The organism is Stenotrophomonas sp. Marseille-Q5258 (assembly GCF_946900935.1).
Classification (GTDB): Bacteria; Pseudomonadota; Gammaproteobacteria; order Xanthomonadales; family Xanthomonadaceae; genus Stenotrophomonas; species Stenotrophomonas nematodicola.
Genome location: NZ_CAMPPN010000003.1, coordinates 43,602 through 63,838, shown reverse-complemented (window position 1 = coordinate 63,838; position 20,237 = coordinate 43,602). Strand labels below are relative to the sequence as shown.

The 20,237-nt window shown below is 65.9% G+C and carries 18 protein-coding genes; 3 read left to right on the top strand and 15 right to left on the bottom strand.

The annotated features are described in order from the left end of the window. Positions 1-90: 90 nt before the first annotated feature. From moeB to ndk, 8 genes are all read right to left on the bottom strand, one after another. Positions 91-1,230, bottom strand: a complete 1,140-nt coding sequence (moeB, locus tag OC534_RS02565) for a molybdopterin-synthase adenylyltransferase MoeB (RefSeq protein WP_136003819.1) — start codon at positions 1,228-1,230, stop codon at positions 91-93. Between the two features lie 126 nt (positions 1,231-1,356). Further along, positions 1,357-2,754 carry a ribosome biogenesis GTPase Der gene (der, locus tag OC534_RS02560; protein ID WP_017355611.1) on the bottom strand — a complete coding sequence of 466 codons (1,398 nt, stop codon included), beginning with the start codon at positions 2,752-2,754 and terminating at the stop codon, positions 1,357-1,359. A 12-nt stretch (positions 2,755-2,766) separates the two neighbouring features. Next, the gene (bamB, locus tag OC534_RS02555) at positions 2,767-3,975 is read right to left on the bottom strand and encodes an outer membrane protein assembly factor BamB (RefSeq protein ID WP_017355610.1); all 1,209 of its coding nucleotides are present in this window, start codon (positions 3,973-3,975) and stop codon (positions 2,767-2,769) included. After that, entirely contained in the window at positions 3,975-4,613 is a 639-nt protein-coding gene (locus OC534_RS02550) for a tetratricopeptide repeat protein (protein WP_153164236.1), read from the bottom strand. The genes bamB and OC534_RS02550 overlap by 1 nt, the downstream gene beginning before the upstream one ends. Before the next feature lie 57 nt (positions 4,614-4,670). Beyond that, positions 4,671-5,525 (bottom strand): RodZ domain-containing protein, encoded by an 855-nt coding sequence (locus OC534_RS02545; RefSeq protein ID WP_262071315.1) that lies wholly within the window; start codon positions 5,523-5,525, stop codon positions 4,671-4,673. 6 nt (positions 5,526-5,531) lie between these two features. Further along, a complete protein-coding gene (gene pilW, locus OC534_RS02540; RefSeq protein WP_026070707.1) occupies positions 5,532-6,329 on the bottom strand; it encodes a type IV pilus biogenesis/stability protein PilW in 798 nt (265 codons plus the stop codon). After that, positions 6,316-7,467 (bottom strand): 23S rRNA (adenine(2503)-C(2))-methyltransferase RlmN, encoded by a 1,152-nt coding sequence (gene rlmN, locus OC534_RS02535; RefSeq protein WP_206147297.1) that lies wholly within the window; start codon positions 7,465-7,467, stop codon positions 6,316-6,318. Before rlmN ends, pilW begins: the two co-directional genes overlap by 14 nt. 67 nt (positions 7,468-7,534) lie before the next feature. After that, positions 7,535-7,960: a nucleoside-diphosphate kinase gene (gene ndk, locus OC534_RS02530; RefSeq protein ID WP_017355605.1), complete on the bottom strand. Its 426-nt coding sequence runs from the start codon at positions 7,958-7,960 to the stop codon at positions 7,535-7,537. A gap of 323 nt (positions 7,961-8,283) precedes the next feature. Here ndk and OC534_RS02525 point away from each other — a divergent pair, with 323 nt between their 5' ends. From OC534_RS02525 to OC534_RS02515, 3 genes are all read left to right on the top strand, one after another. Continuing rightward, the gene (locus tag OC534_RS02525; RefSeq protein WP_017355604.1) at positions 8,284-8,946 is read left to right on the top strand and encodes a TetR family transcriptional regulator; all 663 of its coding nucleotides are present in this window, start codon (positions 8,284-8,286) and stop codon (positions 8,944-8,946) included. 44 nt (positions 8,947-8,990) lie between these two features. Continuing rightward, positions 8,991-11,363 carry a 3-hydroxyacyl-CoA dehydrogenase/enoyl-CoA hydratase family protein gene (locus tag OC534_RS02520; protein ID WP_136003815.1) on the top strand — a complete coding sequence of 791 codons (2,373 nt, stop codon included), beginning with the start codon at positions 8,991-8,993 and terminating at the stop codon, positions 11,361-11,363. A 73-nt stretch (positions 11,364-11,436) separates the two neighbouring features. Beyond that, a complete protein-coding gene (locus OC534_RS02515) occupies positions 11,437-12,645 on the top strand; it encodes an acetyl-CoA C-acyltransferase (RefSeq protein WP_136003813.1) in 1,209 nt (402 codons plus the stop codon). Between the two features lie 102 nt (positions 12,646-12,747). On the opposite strand, the gene galU is transcribed toward OC534_RS02515, so the two are convergent. The 7 genes from galU to rpsA all read right to left on the bottom strand — a co-directional run bounded on the left by galU (position 12,748) and on the right by rpsA (position 20,184). Beyond that, on the bottom strand, positions 12,748-13,632 hold the full coding sequence (gene galU, locus OC534_RS02510; protein ID WP_017355601.1) for a UTP--glucose-1-phosphate uridylyltransferase GalU: 885 nt from the start codon (positions 13,630-13,632) through the stop codon (positions 12,748-12,750). After that, positions 13,632-15,539: a nucleoside-diphosphate sugar epimerase/dehydratase gene (locus OC534_RS02505; protein WP_017355600.1), complete on the bottom strand. Its 1,908-nt coding sequence runs from the start codon at positions 15,537-15,539 to the stop codon at positions 13,632-13,634. The genes galU and OC534_RS02505 overlap by 1 nt, the downstream gene beginning before the upstream one ends. A gap of 16 nt (positions 15,540-15,555) precedes the next feature. After that, complete coding sequence (locus OC534_RS02500) at positions 15,556-16,530, bottom strand: glycosyltransferase family 4 protein (RefSeq protein WP_262071356.1); 975 nt, start codon at positions 16,528-16,530, stop codon at positions 15,556-15,558. A 6-nt stretch (positions 16,531-16,536) separates the two neighbouring features. Continuing rightward, the gene (gene lapB, locus OC534_RS02495) at positions 16,537-17,715 is read right to left on the bottom strand and encodes a lipopolysaccharide assembly protein LapB (RefSeq protein WP_017355598.1); all 1,179 of its coding nucleotides are present in this window, start codon (positions 17,713-17,715) and stop codon (positions 16,537-16,539) included. Between the two features lie 6 nt (positions 17,716-17,721). Continuing rightward, on the bottom strand, positions 17,722-18,006 hold the full coding sequence (locus OC534_RS02490) for a LapA family protein (protein WP_262071314.1): 285 nt from the start codon (positions 18,004-18,006) through the stop codon (positions 17,722-17,724). A 103-nt stretch (positions 18,007-18,109) separates the two neighbouring features. Next, entirely contained in the window at positions 18,110-18,415 is a 306-nt protein-coding gene (locus tag OC534_RS02485; RefSeq protein ID WP_017355596.1) for an integration host factor subunit beta, read from the bottom strand. A gap of 89 nt (positions 18,416-18,504) precedes the next feature. After that, positions 18,505-20,184: a 30S ribosomal protein S1 gene (gene rpsA, locus OC534_RS02480; protein ID WP_017355595.1), complete on the bottom strand. Its 1,680-nt coding sequence runs from the start codon at positions 20,182-20,184 to the stop codon at positions 18,505-18,507. Positions 20,185-20,237: the final 53 nt, after the last annotated feature.

Below are 20,237 nucleotides of genomic sequence, written 5' to 3'. Positions count from 1 at the left end.
GGTGCGTTGATTTGTACTGAAAACAGAACAATGCCCCGCATGGATGGCAGGATCATCCTATCGACAGCGCTGCCGGCGATTGACCAGCCTTCAGACGCTGCTGCAGAACGCGGCGTAATCGATGTACCCGGGAAACGCACGGCCCGGCGCGCACAGCGGGCAGTCGGGGTCCGGTGGCAGCCGTGTTTCGCGGAAGCGCATCGCCAACGCGTCGAACGACAGCAGCCGGCCGACCAGGGAGTCGCCGATGCCCAGCAGGAGCTTCAGGACCTCGGTGGCCTGCAGCAGCCCGACCATGCCCGGCAGCACCCCGAGCACGCCGGCCTCGGCGCAGTTCGGCGCAGAACCGGGCGGCGGCGGCTCCGGGAACAGGCAGCGATAGCACGGTGCGACGCCCCGCTGGCGGCCCGCGTCGAACACGCTGACCTGGCCGGTGAAGCGCTCCACCGCGCCGTAGACCAGCGGGATGCCGTGGCGGATGCAGGCATCGTTGAGCAGATAGCGCAGCGGGAAATTGTCCGAACCGTCCAGCACCACGTCCACCCCGTCGAGCAGCGCATCAACTGTGGCGGACGTCACCCGCAGCTGTACCGCGTCCACGTCGAGATGGGGGTTGAGCGCCAGCAGCCGTTCGCGCGCGGACAGCACCTTGGGCGTGCCGACGCTGGCATCGGTATGCAGAATCTGCCGGTGCAGGTTGCTGCGCTCGACCACGTCGTCATCGGCGATGCGCAGGTGCCCTACCCCGGCGGCGGCCAGGTAGAAACTGGCCGGCGCGCCCAGCCCTCCGGCCCCAAGCACCAGCACGCGCGACGCCAGCAGCCTGCGCTGCCCGTCGACTCCCACCTGCGGCAACAGAAGGTGGCGCGAATAGCGCTCGTTGAAATCGCGCTCGGCATCGCTCTGCAGCGGTTGCACCAGCGGCAGGCCGTCGGCACGCCAGGCGGCGGTGCCGCCGTGCACGGAGGCGATACGGGTATAGCCGAGACCAGCCAGGGTGGTGGCGAGGTCCAGGGAGCGCCTGCCGCTTTGGCAGATCAGCACGACCTCGCGGTCCAGTACCGGCAGGTGCGTGGCCGGTGCGCGCTGAAGGTCGCCCCGGGCGATGCCAAGCGCGCCTTCGGCCATGCCGGTGGCGCGCTCATGCGCGTCGCGGACGTCGATCAGCAGTGCGCCGTGGGTGAGGCGTTCGCGGGCCTGGGCGGGGGTGATCTCGGGGACAGTGCTCATCTGTGCATTATCGCGCAGACCTCCCGGTGCAGTCGGGTCCTGCCGCGCCGTGCGCGGTTTGCCGGCCAGCGGCCCGCCCCAACCCTGGAATGCGGAAGAGCCGGCTTGCGCCGGCTCTTCATTGCATCACTTGCCTTTGACGTGCTTGATCAGGCGACGCTTGCGCTTGATCTGACGTTCGGTGAGCACGTTCTTCTTGCCTTCGTAGGGGTTTGTCCCCTCGCGGAAGATGAACTGCACCGGGGTACCGACAAGTTTGAAGCGCTTCCGGAAGAAGTTCTCCAGGTAGCGCTTGTACGACTCCGGCAGATCCTTCAGGCGCGTACCGTGCACGATGAAGGTCGGCGGATTGGAGCCGCCCGGATGCACGTAGCGCAGCTTGGACACGTGGCCGCGGATGGCCGGCGGCGGGTTGGTCTCGTAGGCCATCTCCAGCGCCTTGTTGACCTCACTGGTGCTGAACTCGTGCGTGGCCGACGCATGGGCGGCATGGATGCAACGGAACAGCTCGCGCAGTCCCGAGCCATGCTTGGCCGAGATGCGCACCACTTCGGCCCACGGCACGAAGCCCAGCTTGCGCGACACCAGCGCTTCGGCCTGCTCGCGCTGGTAGTCGGTCAGCCCGTCCCACTTGTTGATCGCCACGACCAGGGCGCGGCCGGCATCAAGCACCGCACCCAGGACGCTGGCGTCCTGGTCGGTCACGCCTTCGGCGGCGTCCAGCATCAGCACGGCCACCTGGCACTGCTCGATCGCCTGCAGCGTCTTGATCACGCTGAATTTTTCCACCACCTCTTCCACGCGCGCCTTGCGGCGCAGGCCAGCGGTGTCGATCAGCCGGTACTCGCGACCATCGCGCTCCATGTCCACCGCGATCGAATCGCGGGTGGTCCCGGGCACTTCGGAGGCGATCATGCGCTCCTCGCCCAGCAGGCGATTGACCAGCGTCGACTTGCCCACGTTCGGACGGCCGACGAAGGCAATGCGGATGCGGTTCGGGTCGTTGTCCAGCGTTTCGGTGGTGCCTTCCTCCGGCAGCCGCTCGACGACTTCATCGAGCAGATCGTCCAGGCCCTGGCGATGCGCAGCCGACACGGTCAGCATCTCGCTGAAGCCGTAGCGGGCGAACTCCGAACGCACCGTGTCCTCATGCGTACCGTCGATCTTGTTGATCAGCAGCAGCGTCGGACGCGACAGTTTGCGCAGCCAGGACAGGATCTCGTCATCCAGGGCGGATGCGCCTTCACGGGCATCGACCACGAACAGGATCAGGTCCGCCTCGGCGGCGGCGGCGCGGGCCTGGCGGGCGGTAGCACCGGCCAGACCTTCTTCTTCACCGGCGATACCACCGGTATCGACCACCAGGAACGGGTGGTCTTCATTCAGACGACAAACACCGTAATTACGGTCCCGGGTCACGCCGGGCTGGTCATGGACCAGCGCATCGCGCGTACGGGTGAACGCATTGAACAGCGTGGACTTGCCGACATTCGGCCGTCCAACCAGGGCGACCAAGGGCAGCATCGCGGTAACTCCTTATTGTGCCAACCGGAATGCGGTCAGCTTTCCATCAACGTTCTGCACCAGCAGAATCCCATCGGCAGCTACCGGCTGCGCCAGCAGGGCGTCGCCGCCACTCTTGGCGCGCGCCGCGAACTCACCATTGTCGGTACGCAGCCAGTGCAGGTACCCCTTGTAGTCACCGACCACAACGTAATCCCCCTGCACGACCGGACCGGTCAGCGAGCGACGGGCCAGGCCGGTCTGCGACCACATGGCCGAGCCGCTGGCCTTGTCCAGGCCGAACACGCCGCCCTTGTTGTCCGAGACGAATACATTGCCCGAGGTCACCGCCAGCCCACCCGCGCCGCCGTGATCGCGCGACCACAGCGGACGGCCGGTCGGGCCTTCGATCGCCATCGTCTGGTTCTTGAAGCTGTTCACGAACAGGGTGTTGCCATCCAGCACCGGCGCGCCATCGACGTCGGCCATGCGCTCCAGCTCGGTGCGGCCTTCCGGGGTACCCACCATCTGGTCCCACACGGTGCGGCCGTCCTGCATGGCCAATGCCGCCACGCTGCCATCGTCGTTGCCGATGAACAGTACGCCCGGACCGGTCACCACCGGCGCGTTGCCGCGCACGGTCAGGGCCGGCAGCTCGCGCGGGTTGAACCAGCGCTGGGTACCGTTGCCGGCATCCAGGGCGGTCACGCGGCCATCGTTGCTGCGCACAAACACCATGCCCTGGCCCACGGCCGGCGCGGAAATCACTTCACCCGGCACCTTGGCGCGCCACTTCTCGCTGCCATCGTTGGCGTCCAGCGCGATCACCTGGCCGTCCAGCGTGCCGATCACCACCAGGCCTTCGCCGACACCCGGGCCGCCAGACAGGCGCAGCTTGGGCTTCTTCTTTTCCTTGGCCGGCTCGTAGGTCCAGACCTTCTTGCCGGTCTGCAGATCGATCGCATGCACGCCACCGGAAATGGCGGCCGCGTAGACCCGACCATCGGCAACCACCGGGCCCTGGCGGACGCCGATGCGCTTCTCGCCCTTGCCCACGTTGACCGACCACAGCTTGTCGACCTTGACGGTCGGCTCGAACTTCACCAGTTCCGCCGGTTCCAGCGCCTTCTTGGCCGCCGCGTCCTTGCCGGCGAACCAGCCCTTGACGGTGGAGCAGCCGGACAGGGCCACACCCAGCAGGACTACCGTGGCAACGCGCTTGATCATGACCATCTGGTTCATTACACCGACTCCGCAGGATCGGTGACGGTGCCACCGGCATCCATCACTTTGGTTTCCAGCAGACGCCGCTGCGGCGCTGCCACGTCCAGCGTCTTGAGCGCCTTCTCATACTGTTCGCGGGCCGCATCACGCTTGCCCTGCACCATCAACGCGTCACCGTGGATCTCCAGGCTGGCGCTGTCGGCTGCGCTGCCCAGCAGCTTGATCGCTTCATCGCTTTTGCCGGTTGCCACCAGCAGGCGCGCGACGCGCTGGTCGATCACCGGCTTGAACTCGGCGTCGGCGCTGATCGCGCGGAGGGTCGCCAGGGCGGCCTCGTCCTTGCCCGCATCCACCTGCGCCTTGGCCAGCTGCAACGCCGCCAGGTCCGCATAGATATTGGCCTTGCCGCCTTCAAGCGTCTTCACGCCCTTGGCCGCCTCGTCCAGATTCTTTTCTTCCAGGCTCTTGAGCACGGCCTGGTAAGCGACGTTGGCATCGGCCAGCGAGTTGCTGTGCCGGGCCTGCCATTCGTTCCAGCCCCAGATGCCGGCGATCGCAATGGCGACACCGGCCAGGATGCTGAGACCATTCTTCCGCAGCCAACTGCGGACGCGTTCACTTTGTTCGTGCTCGTCGAGCAGATCGTCGATCGCCATGCGTACTCTCGCCCCGCCCGTCAGGAGGAGCTGGTTGAATTGGATTGGGAACGCGACTCAGTGTGAAACCGGAGCCACGGAGCCGTCAGAGGATACCGTAAAGCGTGCCACGTTGGCTCGCTGGTACGGCGAAAGGTCGACGATAGTGCCGCCCTGCTGAACCTCGACCGCCGACGCGTTGCCCAGCACCATGCGGGCCACCTGGCCCGGCGTGAAGCTGCGGGTTTCGCCGGACTTCACCAGCGCCTTCTCGACGGTAGTGCCATCGGGAGCGGCGATATCGACCCAGCTGTCGCCCTTGAACTGCAGGGTCAACGCGCCGGCCGGCGCGGCCGTACTGGCCGGACGCGGCACGGGGGTCAGCGACGCCAGATACGGGGCCGCCGGCTTGGGCGGTTCCGAGCTGACCGGGGCCGGCGCGGCGGGCGGCGTGTCGCCCCCTGCCACGGGAACCGCTGCCGGAATGACATCCAGCGAGGCGGTATTGGGGGTGTTGGCGGTCCCGTCGAAATGGCCGCGGGTGGCGAACCACACCGGCACGGCCAGCACGGCGGTGATGCCGACATAGAGCGCCCGGCGACCGAGGCTCTCGGCGATCCGGCGCGCCCGCGGGGTATGCGTGTGGCTGACCAGCTGCGGCGGCACCACCGGCCCGATATGGGCCTGCTCGAGCAGGTCGTTGATGTCGACCTTGAGCAGACGGGCGTAGCTGCGCAGCTGGCCACGGACGAACACCGGCGCGCCCAGGCGCTGCCATTGCTCCTCTTCGAGCGACCGCACCACCTGCACCGGCATGCGCAGTTGCTGACCCACCGATTCGAGCGTCAGTCCGGCCGCTTCGCGCGCCTGGCGGAGTCGAGCTCCGGACCCGGTCACAGTGTCGAAAGCGTTCACAGTCTGGTCATCAATCACAATGCTTCAACCCCGGGGATTAGGAGCCGCATCCTGCGGAAATTCGTTGCGAATTCGCTGCAGATAGCGACTGGATGCCGCGTTGTCGCCAAGCTGCACCTCGATTTGTGAGGCAAGTTGTAACACGGAACGTGTGGCCGGTGCAGCCGCAAGACGCCGTTGCGAGAAGGCCCGGGCCTCGAAAAAACGCCCGCGGGCGAACTCGCTGCGGGCCATCGACTCCAGCGCATAGGCATTGGTCGGTTCCAGCTGTACCGCGGCGCGGAGGTCACGCTCGGCGCGCTCGGGCTGCCCGGCATCCAGTGCGCACCCCCCGGCATTGGCCAGGGCCGACGCCGGCGTGGCGTACCCGGGGGCGGCCAGGGCTCGATCGAACCACTCCAGGGCGGCGGCGGGCTGGCCGTGGGTGCACAGCCAGGCACCATAGTTGTTCAGGACGTCGCCACGGCTGGGCGCCACGTCGGCGGCCTTGCGGTAGTGGCTGCCCGCAGCGACGTCATCGCCCCGGCTGCTGGCGATCTGGGCGAGCAGCATGTACGCCTCGGGACGCGACGGGTCGATCTTCACTGCCGCCCGGGCCTTCTTGTCGGCCACATCCAGGCCGCCGGCGCGCAGCGCCTCGGAGGCCAGAACGACCTGATCCTGGTAGCCGACCCGCTTGCGGGTGGCGGGGTCGTCGCGGACTTCATAGACCGGCGCGACGGGCAACTGCCCGGCCGGGTGTCGGGCGCCATGTCTGCCGCAGCCGGCCAATGCCAGCGCGCAGAGAACAACGGCTGGCAATCGGCAATCAGGCAGCGGCATCCCGGTCTTTCCCGTCCTGCAGCAATGTCTTGTTGAATTCCGCCTGGCGGCGCGTGCGATCCATCACCTGCCCCTTGAGCTGGCCACAGGCGGCATCGATGTCGTCGCCGCGGGTGCGCCGGACCATCGTCAGTACCTGGGCGTCGAGCAGGATCTTCTGGAACGCGCGGATCTCCGTCTCCCCGGAGCGCTCATAGCGGGTACCCGGGAACGGATTGAACGGAATCAGATTGACCTTGCCAGCGTGCGAGGTCTGCACGGCATTGTCGAACTGCCGCATCAGCCGCGCCAGCTGACGCGCATGCTCGGGCTGGTCGTTGATGCCCTTCATCAGGGTGTATTCGAACGTCACCGACTCACGGCGCTTGTTGGCGCGCAGGTAACGCGCACAGGACGCCATCAGGTCGACGATCGGGTACTTCTTGTTGAGCGGAACCAGCGTCTCGCGCAGCGCATCGTTCGGCGCATGCAGCGACACCGCCAGCGACACATCGCTTTCGGCCGACAGGCGGTCGATCTGCGGCACCAGGCCGGAGGTCGACAGGGTCACGCGCTTGTTGGCCAGGCCATAGCCCAGATCGTCGCGCATCACGCTCATGGCGCGCACGACGTTGTCGAAATTCATCAACGGCTCGCCCATGCCCATCATCACCACGTTGGTGAGACGACGCTGCTTGTGCGGAATGTTGCCCAGATGGCGCGCCGCCACCCACACCTGGCCGATGATCTCGGCGGTGGACAGGTTGCGGTTGAAGCCTTGGGTGGCCGTCGAACAGAAGGTGCAGTTCAGCGCGCAGCCAACCTGCGAAGACACGCACAGCGTGCCGCGGTTCTTGTCCGGGATATACACCGCTTCGATGGCGTTCTTGCCATCGGTGCCCATCGCCAGCAGCCACTTGTGGGTGCCATCGGCGGAGGGCTTGTCGAACACGATGTTGGGAACGCGGACCTCGGCATGCTGCTGCAGCTTGGCGCGCAGCGCCTTGCCAAGGTCGGTCATCTGATCGAAATCGGTGACGTAGTGGTGGTGGATCCACTTCATCACCTGGTGGGCACGGTAGCGCGCTTCGCCGAGGGTCTCGGCGAAGAAGCGCTCCAGACCCTCGCGATCGAGGTCGAGCAGGTTCTGCTTGGCCACAGCCGGACCCGGGACGAGTACGGATGGGATGGCGGTAGGCTGTACGACCTCGTTCACGGCATCACTCTCAGCGCGAAACGACGTCGGTCGCGGCGAAGAAGTAGGCGATTTCGATCGCGGCGTTCTCGACCGAGTCCGAGCCGTGGGCGGCATTGGCATCGATGGATTCGGCGAAGTCGGCGCGGATGGTGCCTGCAGCGGCTTCCTTCGGATTGGTGGCGCCCAGCAGGTCGCGATGGGCCAGCACGGCGTTCTCGCCTTCCAGCGCCTGGATCATCACCGGGCCGGAGATCATGAACTCGACCAGCGCGTTGAAGAACGGACGCTCGCGGTGCACGGCGTAGAAGCCTTCGGCTTCGCGGCGCGACAGCTGCTTGTACTTGGCAGCCACGACCTTGAGCCCGGCCTTTTCGAAGCGGGCGTAGATTTCACCGATGACGTTCTTGGCGACGGCGTCCGGCTTGATGATGGAAAGGGTGCGCTCCAGCGCCATGGGAAGTACTCCGTTGGGCGGGCCACTGATCGGCCCGAGGTTAGCATGAAAAAAACCCGCGTCAAAACGCGGGCTTAGCCTGATATACGTGAGGCGATTCTAACGTGTAACCCGGCGGCGCGGTAGTGCCGGGCCCCGCCCCGCACCCCCTTGAACCACAGGCCGGCCCGTCGCGTTCAGCGTGGTGGAAAGGCAAAAGGCGTCGCCGGACAGGGGGTTGACCGGGATGAACGGATGCCCACCCCCATTGTGCGTCGCACAATGCCAGCGTGCGGCCATCGGTCTAGTATCAAACAATCGTTTGATTGAACCTGCCCCGCCTCATGGCCAAACCCGCTCACTTCTCCACCAAGGACCGCATTCTCGGCGCCGCCGAGGAGCTGTTCGCCCAGCACGGTTTTGCCGGCACCTCGCTGCGCCAGGTCACCAGCCAGGCCGACGTCAACATCGCCGCGGTCAACTACCACTTCGGCTCCAAGGAAAACCTCGTCAACGAGGTGTTCCGGCGTCGCATGGATGAAATGACCGCCGCCCGCCTGGCGCAGCTGGAGGCGGCCCGTCGCGAGTCCCCCGGTGAACTGCGCCCGGTGCTGGCCGCCTTTGTCGAACCGGCCCTGGCAATGGCCCAGGACCGCCAGACCGGCGGCGCGTTCGTCCGCGTGATCGCCCGGGCCTACGCCGAGAAGAACGACAACCTGCGCAAGTTCCTCTCCGACCACTACGGCCACGTCCTGCGCGACTTCGGCAAGGCGATTGCCGCCTGCGTCCCCGGCCTGAGCAAGGAAGAGCTCTACTGGCGCCTGGACTTCCTGGCCGGGTCGCTGACCTACGCGATGGCCGACTTCGGCCTGATCAAGCGACCCGCCGGTGTCACCGAAGCCGCGCATCGTGCCCATGCGGCACGCGAACTGATCCACTTCGCCGAAGCCGGGTTCCGCGCCAGCGCAACCCGCGATGCTTCGACGACGCCTCTTTCCACCCCGTAGCGCCGGGCGCTCCCCGGCTGCCAGACCAACAAAGGCATAACGACATGTCCAATTCCCTGCTAGTCCGCCGCGCCGCCGTGTTGGGTGCCGGTGTCATGGGTGCCCAGATCGCGGCCCACCTGACCAACGCCGGCGTCGATACCGTGCTCTTCGACCTGCCTGCCAAGGAAGGTCCGGCCGACGGCATCGTGCTCAAGGCCATCGGCAACCTGGGCAAGCTCAGCCCTGCCCCGCTCGCCAGCAAGTCCTACGCCGAGGCGATCACCCCGGCCAACTACGAGACCGGGCTGGAGCAGCTGAAAGACTGCGACCTGATCATCGAGGCCATCGCCGAGCGGATGGACTGGAAGCAGGATCTGTACAGGAAGATCGCTCCGTTCGTGGCCGATCACGCCGTGCTGGCCTCCAACACCTCCGGCCTGGGCATCAACAAGCTCGCCGATGTGCTGCCCGAGCAGCTGCGTCACCGCTTCTGCGGCGTGCATTTCTTCAACCCGCCGCGCTACATGCACCTGGCCGAGCTGATCCCGGCCACCACCACCGATGCCGCCGTGCTGGAGGGCCTGGAAGCATTCCTGGTCACGACCCTGGGCAAGGGCGTGGTGTACGCCAAGGACACCCCGAACTTCATCGGCAACCGCATCGGCGTCTTCTCGATTCTGTCCACGATCTTCCACACCCAGCAGTTCGGCCTGGGTTTCGATGAAGTCGATGGCCTGACTGGCCCGCTGGTCGGCCGCCCGAAGTCGGCGACCTACCGCACCTCCGACGTGGTCGGCCTGGACACGATGGCGCACGTCATCAAGACGATGGGCGACACCCTGCCCAACGATCCGTGGCATCAGTATTTCGCGTCGCCGAAGTGGCTGGACGCGCTGATTTCCAAGGGTGCGCTCGGCCAGAAGACCGGCGCCGGCATCTTCCGCAAGGTCGGCAAGGACATCGTCGTGCTGGACCTGGAGAAGCAGGACTACCGCCCGGCCGACCGTACCGCCGCACCGGAAGTGGTCGACATCCTCAAGATCAGGAACCCCGCCGAGAAGTTCGCCAAGCTGCGCGAGAGCCAGCACCCGCAGGCGCAGTTCCTGTGGGCGACCTTCCGCGACCTGTTCCACTACAGCGCCTACCACCTGGCCGACATCGCCGAGACCGCGCGCGACGTCGACCTGGCCATCCGCTGGGGCTATGGCTGGTCGCTCGGCCCGTTCGAAACCTGGCAGGCTGCCGGCTGGAAGCAGGTGGCGCAGTGGATTGCCGATGACATCGTGGCCGGCAAGAGCATGAGCAATGCGCCGCTGCCGGACTGGGTGTTCGATGGCCGCGATGGCGTGCACGCCGCCGAAGGCAGCTACAGCCCGTCGCGCAACGCCAAGCTGCCGCGCTCGTCGCTGCCGGTGTACCAGCGTCAGCGCTTCCCGGACCCGCTGCTGGGCGAAACCTTCAGCCCGGGCGAGACCGTGTTCGAAAATGACGGCGTGCGCATGTGGCACGACGGCGACGGCATCGCCGTGGTCAGCTTCAAGACCAAGATGAACACCGTGTCCGACCACGTGCTCGATGGCCTGCAGGAAGCGATCAAGCGCGCCGAGAAGGACTTCAAGGGTCTGGTGATCTGGCAGCAGAAGGAACCCTTCTCCGCCGGTGCGGACCTGGCCGGTGCGCTCGGTCTGCTGCAGGCCGGCAAGGTCGAGCAGTTCGAGGACATGGTGCACAACTTCCAGCGCACCAGCCAGGCGATCAAGTACTCGCTGGTGCCGGTGGTGACCGCCGTGCGCGGCCTGGCCCTGGGCGGCGGCTGCGAGTTCCAGATGCACAGCGCCAAGAGCGTGGCGGCACTGGAAAGCTACATCGGCCTGGTCGAAGCGGGCGTCGGCCTGCTGCCGGCCGGCGGCGGCCTGAAGGAGCTGGCGGTGCGTGCGTCGCAGGCGGCTGGTCCGGGCGGGGACGTCTTTGCCGAGCTGAAGAAGACCTTCGAAACCGTGGCGATGGCCAAGGTGTCCAACTCTGCGGTCAACGCCAAGGAGCTGGGCCTGATGCGCGCCACCGACAAGGTGGTCTTCAACAGTTACGAAGCGCTGTACATCGCCAAGGCCGAAGTGCAGGCGCTGGCCGAAGGCGGCTATCGTCCGCCGATGCCGGCCCGCCGCATCCAGGTCGCCGGCGACGTCGGCATCGCAACGTTCAAGATGATGCTGGTCAACATGCTCGAAGGCCGTTTCATCAGCCCCTACGACTACGAGATTGCCGTGCGCATCGCCACCGTGCTGTGCGGTGGCGAAGTCGACCGCGGCACGCTGGTGGACGAAGAGTGGCTGCTGACCCTGGAACGCAAGCACTTCGTCGAACTGGCCCAGCAGGAAAAGACCCAGGCCCGCATCGCGCACATGCTCAAGACCGGCAAGCCGCTGCGCAATTGACCGCGCCCCCTGTCTACGGTGGGTGCCGACCCCGGGTCGGCACTCCGGCTAAAAATTTCGAGAGATCACTGCAATGACCAAGCAAATCCAGGACGCCTACATCGTCGCCGCCACCCGCACCCCGGTCGGCAAGGCGCCCAAGGGCGTGTTCCGCAATACCCGTCCGGACGACATGCTTGCCCACGTGCTCAAGTCCGTGGTCGCACAGGCGCCGGGCATCGACGTCAACCGCATCGATGACGCGATCATCGGCTGCGCGATGCCGGAAGCCGAGCAGGGCATGAACGTGGCGCGCATCGGCGTGCTGCTGGCCGGCCTGCCGGACACCATCGCCGCACAGACGGTCAACCGCTTCTGCTCCTCCGGCCTGCAGGCGGTGGCGATGGCCGCCGACCAGATCCGGCTGGGCAATGCCGACCTGATGCTGGCCGGCGGTACCGAGTCGATGTCGATGGTGCCGATGATGGGCAACAAGATCGCGATGGCGCCGAGCGTCTTCGACAACGATCACGTCGCCATCGCCTATGGCATGGGCATCACTGCCGAGAAGGTCGCCGAAGAGTGGAAGGTGTCGCGTGAGGAGCAGGACGCCTTCGCCCTCGCCTCGCACCAGAAGGCGATCGCCGCCATCCAGAACGGTGAGTTCAAGGATGAGATCAGCCCCTACGACGTACGCACCCGCCAGCCGGACCTGGCCGATGGCCGCCGCATCATCACCCGTGACCGCATCGTCGACACCGACGAAGGCCCGCGCCTGGATTCGTCGGCCGAAGGGCTGGCCAAGCTGCGCCCGGTGTTCCGCAACGGCCAGTTCGGCGGCACCGTCACCGCCGGCAACTCGTCGCAGATGAGCGACGGCGCCGGTGCGGTGCTGCTGGCCTCCGAACAGGCGGTCAAGGACTATGGCCTCACGCCGCTGGCCCGCTTCGTCAGCTTCTCGGTTGCCGGCGTGCGCCCGGAAGTGATGGGCATCGGCCCGATCGCCGCGATCCCGAAAGCCCTCAGGCAGGCAGGCCTGACCCAGGACCAGCTGGACTGGATCGAGCTCAACGAAGCGTTCGCCGCGCAGTCGCTGGCCGTCATCCGCGACTGCGGCCTGGACCCGTCCAAGGTCAACCCGCTGGGCGGCGCCATCGCCCTCGGTCACCCGCTGGGGGCGACCGGTGCGATCCGCACCGCCACCCTGCTGCACGGTCTGCGCCGTCGTCAGCAGAAATACGGCATGGTCACCATGTGCATCGGCACCGGCATGGGTGCAGCAGGCATCTTCGAATCGCTGTAACGCCGGGCGTTGCCAGGCAGAACGCAGAAGGGCAGCCGCGAGGCTGCCCTTCTTCGTGGGGTTGCTGCGTACCGACCCGCGGTCGGCACCCAAGTGTCCCGGTCAGCTGTCGGCGAGTGCCTTCTTGAGCATTTCGCGGGCGGGGCCAGCCAGCTTCTCGTTGTTGAGCGCGAAGCGGATGGTGGCCTCGACCAGTCCCAGGTGGGTGCCGCAGTCGAAACGGGTGCCCTCGAACCGATAGGCATCGACGCGCTCGGTCTTGAGCAGCTCGGCGATGGCATCGGTCAGCTGGATCTCGCCGCCGGCACCGGTGCCGGTGGATTCGAGCAGGTCGAAGATCGCCGGGCTCAGCACATAACGGCCGACCACGGCGAGGTCGCTCGGCGCATCCTCAGGCTTGGGCTTCTCCACGATCGCGCTGATCCGGCCCTGGCGGCCGTCGAAGGCGTCGGTCGCCACGATGCCGTAGCTGCCGGTCTTGTCGTGCGGCACGTCTTCCACGGCAATGATGCTGGCGCCGCTGGCCTGGTTGGCATCGGCCATCTGCTTGAGCGCACCGTCGCCGCGGTTCCAGATCAGGTCGTCGGGCAACAAGACAGCGAACGGCTCGTCGCCGACGATGGCTTTGGCGCAGAGCACCGCGTGCCCCAGGCCCAGCGCTTCGGCCTGGGTGACAAAGATCGCCCGCACCCCGTTCGGCAATACGTGCCGGACCAGCTCCAACTGCTCCTTCTTGCCGGCGCGCTCGAGCTTCTGCTCCAGTTCGTAGGCCTTGTCGAAGTAGTCGGCCACCGCATGCTTGTAGCGGTTGGTGATGAAGATCAGGGTGTCGCACCCTGCTTCGATCGCTTCGTCGACCGCGTACTGGATCAGCGGCCGGTCAATGATCGGCAGCATCTCCTTGGGCACGGTCTTGGTCGCCGGCAGGAAGCGGGTGCCCAGACCCGCTACCGGGAATACCGCCTTGCGAATGCGCTTGTTGCTCATCAGTGCCTGTTGGCCTCTCGTGCGGGGAACGGCAGCACTGTAGCGGAGGTGACGTTATCGTCCTGTGGCAATGGCGCGAACTCGGGCATGGTCGCAAACAGGATGCTGTTGATCGCATCGGTGTCGTAGGTGGCGATGGCCTCGCGCAGCTTGGGCACGTTGCCCAGCACCTGCTCGCGCGCGAAGCTGCGCACCCCGGCTTCCAGGATCTTGGGGTGCGCCGTGGGACGGTAGTCCTCGTCCGAGTAGAACAGCGTCTCGTGCAGCTTCTCGCCCGGACGCAGCCCGGTATAGATGATGGCGATGTCCTTGTACGGCTGCTTGCCGGCCAGACGGATCATCTGCTCGGCGAGCACGCGGATCGGCACCGGCTCGCCCATGTCCAAGGTGTAGATCGCGCCATGCGACGCCGAGGCGGCCGCCTGCAGGATCAACTGGCAGGCCTCGGGAATGGTCATGAAGTAGCGCGTGACTTCCGGGTCGGTCACGGTCACCGGGCCACCCTTGAGGATCTGCTCGCGGAACACCGGAACCACACTGCCGGCCGAGGCCAGCACGTTGCCGAAGCGCACGGTCACGAAACGGGTGTGGTTGGTCTTCTGATCCAGGCTCTGGCAGATCATCTCCGCGTAGCGCTTGCTGGCGCCCAGCGCATTGACCGGATCGACCGCCTTGTCCGTGGAGATGAACACAAAGTGCTCGATCCGGGCCTCGACGCAGGCGCGCGCGACCGTTTCGGTGGACAGGATGTTATTGCGCACTGCCTCGCGCAGCTGACGCTCCAGCACCGGCACCTGCTTGTAGGCGGCAGCATGGAAAACCGCGTCCACGTGCGAAAGCGACAGGGCATGGCGGATCACCGCCGGATCACCGCAGTCACCCAGCACGGCCTCCACGTCCAGATCGGGGAAGCTGCGCTTGAGCTCGGCCTCGATGGTCAGCAGCAGCAGTTCGCTCATTTCCAGCAGCACGATGCGGCCAGCGCCGTGGCGCGCGCACTGGCGGCACAATTCCGAGCCGATGGAGCCACCCGCGCCGGTGACCAGCACGGTACGACCGCCCAGCCAGCCACGGATCAGAGCCCAGTCCGGCAGGATCGGCTTGCGGCCGAGCAGGTCCTCGATCGCCACCTCCTTGAGCTGCCCGGGCAATGAATGGCCCAGCAGGATGTCGTTGAGCTTGGGTACCATCCGGAACGGCACGCCAGTGCTTTCGCACAGGGCCACCACGCGCTGCATGCCGACCGCATCCAGCGAGGGAATGGCGATCACCAGCAGCTTGGCGGCGGTCTCACGGACCACGGCCGGCGCATCGTCCAAGGTGCCGAGGATCGGCAGGCCCTGCAGCTTGGCGCCCTGCAGGTGGGGCGCGTCATCAAGCAGCCCGACCGGATGGAAATCGCCGGACCGGCGCAGGTCACGGACCAGGGCTTCGGCCGCCTGCCCCGCGCCCAGGATCAGCACCCGGCGCGCACTGGCGTCCGACTGCAGCGCCTGGTAGTCCTTCCATGCACGGTACAGCAGGCGCGGCGCGCCAAGCAGCGCCGACAGGGCGAACGGATAGATCACCAGCACCGACATCGGCACGCCATTGAAGCGCTTGTAGGCCAGCGCCACCACGATGGCCAGCAGACCGATGAAGCTGGCTTTGAAGATGTTGAGCAGATCGGCCACGCTGGCAAAGCGCCAGAGGCCGCGATACAGGCCCACGCGCCAGAACACCACCGCCTGGATCACCAACACCAGCGAGGTGTCGATGTTCCACAGCGGCAGGGCCGGTGCATCGGGAAGCATGGAGTAACGGCCGGCATGCAGCAGTTGCCAACACGCCCAGACCATGAACAGATCGTGGGCGACGATGGCGGCCCGCGGAATCAAGCCGGTAAAACGGTCCTGCCAAGGCGTCATAAAAAGCACAGTCCTTCTAAAGGCGCATTCCCTTGCGCAGGAGTAGCCAAAGGCCGGTCGCGAGGATCATCCACGCGACAGCCACGGCAGCCTCCCACCTCGGCTGCAAATGTGTGCAAGCATTAAACACCGCGACACTGAATAAACCAAAAACAAAGTACATACCGGTGGTGAAACTGTGGCTTGCGCCACTTTTCACCATCCGCTGGTACAGGTGTTGTGTGTGGGGTTGCGTCCAACGCTGCCCCGACAGCATGCGCGACAACAGTGTGAAGCCGGCGTCCACAAGGAACCCGGTCAGCGGCACCAGCAGCAACACCCACTGGATGTCGGTCACCACGCTCGTCAGGCATACCAGCGCCGCGACGGCATAGCCAAGCGCGCCGCTGCCGACATCGCCCATGAAGATGCGGGCCTGCGGGAAATTGAACGGCAGGAAGCCCAGGCAGGCCAGGCCAAGCACGACGCCGGCCAGACCGAACGGCGACGGCAGCACGAGGGAAAAGGCCATCGCGGCCAGGATCGCCTGCGTGGTCGCAATGCCGTTGATCCCATCCATGAAATTCCAGATGTTGACCAGCGACACCGTGAACAGCAGGGCCAGAACCGACTGCACCAGATTGCCCGTGACCTGCCAGACCAGACCGGCCAGCAGCGCGGATGCGACCAGATGCACCAGCAGGCGACGCAGGGCGGGCAGCGGGTGGTGGTCGTCCCACCAGCCAATCCCCGCCACCATCCCCAGCCCGATGGCGAACACCAGCAGCGCCTTGGCGGCGGACGGCCAGATCAGCGCCGCCGCCAGGCAGGCCAACAGCAGCGTGGCCACGATCGCGATGCCGCCACCGCGGGGCGTGGCGACGCCGTGGCTGCGCCGTTCGCCCGGCTGATCCATCAGGTTGCGGCGCAGGGCGTACCGGCGCGCGCACCCGGTCAGGGCCGCAGAGAGGGCCATGACCGCCACCAGGCCGGCCAGCCAGATCCAGGGGATCACCACTTACAGCACCGCGTAGTTCAGCAGCGGCTTGACCGTACCCCACTCCTTGCAGCTGGGGCATTGCCAGTGGTGCGTCCGCGCGCCGAAGCCGCAGCGCGTGCAGCGATAGGCCGGATTGCGGACCAGCAACTGGTCGGTGATGTGTTTGAGGTCGTGCAGCGTGGCCGTCGCATCGGCGCCATCGGCCAGGGTGAGATCGATCAGCGCCGATTCGCCGCGGACCGACGGGCGGTCCTTGAGCTGGCGGCCCAGGTAGGCGCGCGCGGGTGCCACGCCTTCCTGCTCTTCCATCAGCTGGGTCAGGGCCAGCACGGGCGCGATGCCGCGGTAGTGCTCGGTCATCTCCGACAGGAACGCGCGCGCGCCGGCCAGGTCGCCGACCTTGCGGTAGTTCTGCATCAGGGCCGGCAACAGTTCGGGCAGGTAGTCCGGATCGTTGCGCGCGGCACGCTCGAACGCCCTGACCGCCGCCTCGTGATGCCCGACGTCGGACTCCAGGCGGCCTTCGATGATGCCGGCACGCACCGACATGGCATCGGCCTGGTAGGCACGTGCGATGGCCGCCCGCGCGTCGTCGACGCGGTCGGCGCCGCGATAGCGCTCGGCCAGTTCGCACTCGAACTGGCCGATCAGCTTGCCCATCGGCTCGCCAGTGACTTCCTCGAAGCGGCTGGCGTTGTCGATCGCCTTTTCCCAGTCGCGTTCGGCCTGGTAGATGCCGATCAGGTGCTTGAGCGCCTGCGGGGCGCGCTGGTCGATCTGGGCCAACTCGGTGAACACGGTTTCGGCACGGTCGAGCAGGCCGGACTTCATGTAGTCCTCGCCCAGGGCGAGGAGCGCCTGGACGCGCTGTGCATCGCTGAGGTCGCTGCGGTTGACCAGCCCCTGGTGCAGGCGGATCGCACGGTCCACCTCGCCACGGCGGCGGAACAGATGGCCCAACGCGACCTGGGTCTCGAAGGTTTCCTTGTCCAGCTCGGCGATGTGCAGGAACAGCTCGATCGCCTTGTCCGGCTGCTCATTGAGCAGGTAGTTCAGGCCACGGAAGTAGGTGCTGGAGAGCCGGCTGACCTGGTTGTCGCCATGACGCTGGCCACCGCGCCGGCCGATCACCCAGCCCGACAGCGCCGCCAACGGCAGACACAGGAAGAACCAGAACCACTCGGAGACAAATTCCATCGGCGCTCAGCGTCCGTCGAAAGTAGAAGAAGGAGGAGGTGTGGCGACCATCACGGGGGCAGCCTTCTGCGCCTTGCGCAGTTTGGAATACAGCGGGATGACCATGCTGGCCAGGACCAGGGCACCGCCGATCAGGGCACCGGACAGCAGCGAAATGATGATGGCCAGGCCGGTGGTGGTGGCGATCTGGGTGAAGCCCAGGCTGATGGCGATCGGCTGCGAATTGAGCGCGCCGACGATGAGCCCGACCACCAGAACCGCCAGCAGGACCAGTAGACGTACGATATTCATGTACCAGCTCCAGTTCCGGAAGGCCTCAAGAGTAGCGGACTAGCACTCCGCTCTACCAGCCAACACGGCGGAAAACATGCATCCGGGATACGGACGCGACGGCTCAGGCAGGATCGCTTTCCAGCGGTACGACGGCGCTGACGCGCTCGCGCAACTCCTTGCCCGGCTTGAAATGCGGGACATGCTTGCCCGGCAATGCCACCGACTCCCCCGTCTTGGGGTTGCGCCCGAGGCGCGGCGGCCGGTAGTGCAACGAAAAACTGCCGAACCCGCGGATCTCGATCCGATCACCGCCGGCCAGCGCCCCGCCCATCATTTCCAGCAACGACTTCACCGCCAGATCGACATCGTCCGACTTCAAATGCGCCTGTCGGCGCGCCAGGATTTCGATCAGCTCGGATTTGGTCATTACGGGCTCTTGGGGAGGAAACCAGACCCTGAAACGGCCCGGACAAAAGTCCGGGCCGTCCAGGAAACTACTGCAACGGGTAAGACCGATTACTCGGACTTGTTGCCGTTCAGCTGTGCGCGCAGCAGCGCGCCGAGCTGGGTCGTGCCACCCGAAGCGGACTGGTATTCCTCCAGCACTTCGCGCATTTCCGCGTCGTCCTTGGCCTTGATCGACAGCTGCAGGGTACGGCCCTTGCGGTCCATGCCCACGAACTTGGCTTCGACCTTGTCGCCGACCTTCAGGAACTGGGTCGCGTCGTCAACGCGCTCGTTCGCAACGTCGCGAGCGGACACGTAGCCTTCGATGCCGTCAGCCAGTTCGATGGTAGCGCCCTTGGCGTCCACTTCCTTGACCACGCCTTCGACCTTGGAACCCTTCGGATTGGCCGCCATGTACTGGCCGAACGGATCCTGCTCCAGCTGCTTGACGCCCAGGCTGATGCGCTCGCGTTCCGGATCGACGGCCAGGACCACTGCGTCCAGGGTGTCGCCCTTCTTGAAGTTGCGGACCACGTCTTCGCCGGTGGTGTTCCAGCTGATGTCCGACAGGTGCACCAGGCCGTCGATACCGCCGTCCAGGCCGATGAAGATGCCGAAGTCGGTGATCGACTTGATCTGGCCCGACACCTTGTCACCCTTCTTGTGGATGGCAGCGAAGGTTTCCCACGGATTGGCGGCAACCTGCTTCATGCCCAGCGAGATGCGGCGACGCTCCTCGTCGACATCCAGAACCATGACTTCGACTTCGTCACCGACCTGCACAACCTTGGACGGGTTGACGTTCTTGTTGGTCCAATCCATTTCCGAAACGTGCACCAGGCCTTCGACGCCCGGCTCGATCTCGACGAACGCGCCGTAATCGGTGACGTTGGAGACCTTGCCGAAGACGCGGCTGTTGGCCGGGTAACGACGGGCGATGTTGTCCCACGGATCCTCGCCCAGCTGCTTCAGACCCAGCGAAACGCGGTTGCGCTCGCGGTCGAACTTCAGCACGCGCACGTCCAGCTCGTCGCCGACGTTCACGACTTCGGACGGGTGGCGCACGCGCTTCCAGGCCATGTCGGTGATGTGCAGCAGGCCGTCGATACCGCCCAGGTCCACGAACGCGCCGTAATCGGTCAGGTTCTTGACGACACCCTTCAGGATCGCGCCTTCCTGCAGCTTGTCCATCAGCTGCTCGCGCTCTTCCGAGTGCTCGCTTTCGACGACTGCACGACGCGAGACCACGACGTTGTTACGCTTGCGGTCCAGCTTGATGAGCTTGAATTCCAGCTCCTTGCCTTCCAGGTAGGCCGGGTCGCGCACCGGGCGCACATCCACCAGCGAACCGGGCAGGAACGCGCGGACATCCTTGATGTCCACGGTGAAACCACCCTTGACCTTGCCGCTGATGCGGCCGGTGATGGTTTCGTTCTTTTCCAACGCTTCTTCCAGCTCGTCCCACACCATCGCGCGCTTGGCCTTCTCGCGCGACAGGACGGTTTCACCGAAGCCGTTCTCGATCGAGTCGAGGGCGACCTTGACGACGTCGCCTTCGGCAACATCGATCTCGCCAGCGTCGTTACGGAACTGTTCGATCGGCACGATGCCTTCGGACTTCAGGCCGGCGTTGATCACCACGACGTCGCCGCGGACTTCAACGACAACACCGCTGACGATGGCGCCCGGCTTCAGCTTGGCCAGATTGGCCTGACTGGCTTCGAACAGTTCGGCAAATGATTCGGTCATTAGATTTACTCTGTTGGACACATGGGCATTGGTCCCCGCAAGGGTTCCGTTTA

What these genes read in the sequence shown, in the direction of transcription:
- moeB (WP_136003819.1), bottom strand. Translation starts at nt 1,230, where the DNA reads ATGAGCACTGTCCCCGAGATCACCCCCGCCCAGGCCCGCGAACGCCTC.
- der (WP_017355611.1), bottom strand. Translation starts at nt 2,754, where the DNA reads ATGCTGCCCTTGGTCGCCCTGGTTGGACGGCCGAATGTCGGCAAGTCC.
- bamB (WP_017355610.1), bottom strand. Translation starts at nt 3,975, where the DNA reads ATGAACCAGATGGTCATGATCAAGCGCGTTGCCACGGTAGTCCTGCTG.
- OC534_RS02550 (WP_153164236.1), bottom strand. Translation starts at nt 4,613, where the DNA reads ATGGCGATCGACGATCTGCTCGACGAGCACGAACAAAGTGAACGCGTC.
- pilW (WP_026070707.1), bottom strand. Translation starts at nt 6,329, where the DNA reads ATGCCGCTGCCTGATTGCCGATTGCCAGCCGTTGTTCTCTGCGCGCTG.
- ndk (WP_017355605.1), bottom strand. Translation starts at nt 7,960, where the DNA reads ATGGCGCTGGAGCGCACCCTTTCCATCATCAAGCCGGACGCCGTCGCC.
- OC534_RS02525 (WP_017355604.1), top strand. Translation starts at nt 8,284, where the DNA reads ATGGCCAAACCCGCTCACTTCTCCACCAAGGACCGCATTCTCGGCGCC.
- OC534_RS02520 (WP_136003815.1), top strand. Translation starts at nt 8,991, where the DNA reads ATGTCCAATTCCCTGCTAGTCCGCCGCGCCGCCGTGTTGGGTGCCGGT.
- OC534_RS02515 (WP_136003813.1), top strand. Translation starts at nt 11,437, where the DNA reads ATGACCAAGCAAATCCAGGACGCCTACATCGTCGCCGCCACCCGCACC.
- galU (WP_017355601.1), bottom strand. Translation starts at nt 13,632, where the DNA reads ATGAGCAACAAGCGCATTCGCAAGGCGGTATTCCCGGTAGCGGGTCTG.
- OC534_RS02505 (WP_017355600.1), bottom strand. Translation starts at nt 15,539, where the DNA reads ATGACGCCTTGGCAGGACCGTTTTACCGGCTTGATTCCGCGGGCCGCC.
- lapB (WP_017355598.1), bottom strand. Translation starts at nt 17,715, where the DNA reads ATGGAATTTGTCTCCGAGTGGTTCTGGTTCTTCCTGTGTCTGCCGTTG.
- OC534_RS02490 (WP_262071314.1), bottom strand. Translation starts at nt 18,006, where the DNA reads ATGAATATCGTACGTCTACTGGTCCTGCTGGCGGTTCTGGTGGTCGGG.
- OC534_RS02485 (WP_017355596.1), bottom strand. Translation starts at nt 18,415, where the DNA reads ATGACCAAATCCGAGCTGATCGAAATCCTGGCGCGCCGACAGGCGCAT.
- rpsA (WP_017355595.1), bottom strand. Translation starts at nt 20,184, where the DNA reads ATGACCGAATCATTTGCCGAACTGTTCGAAGCCAGTCAGGCCAATCTG.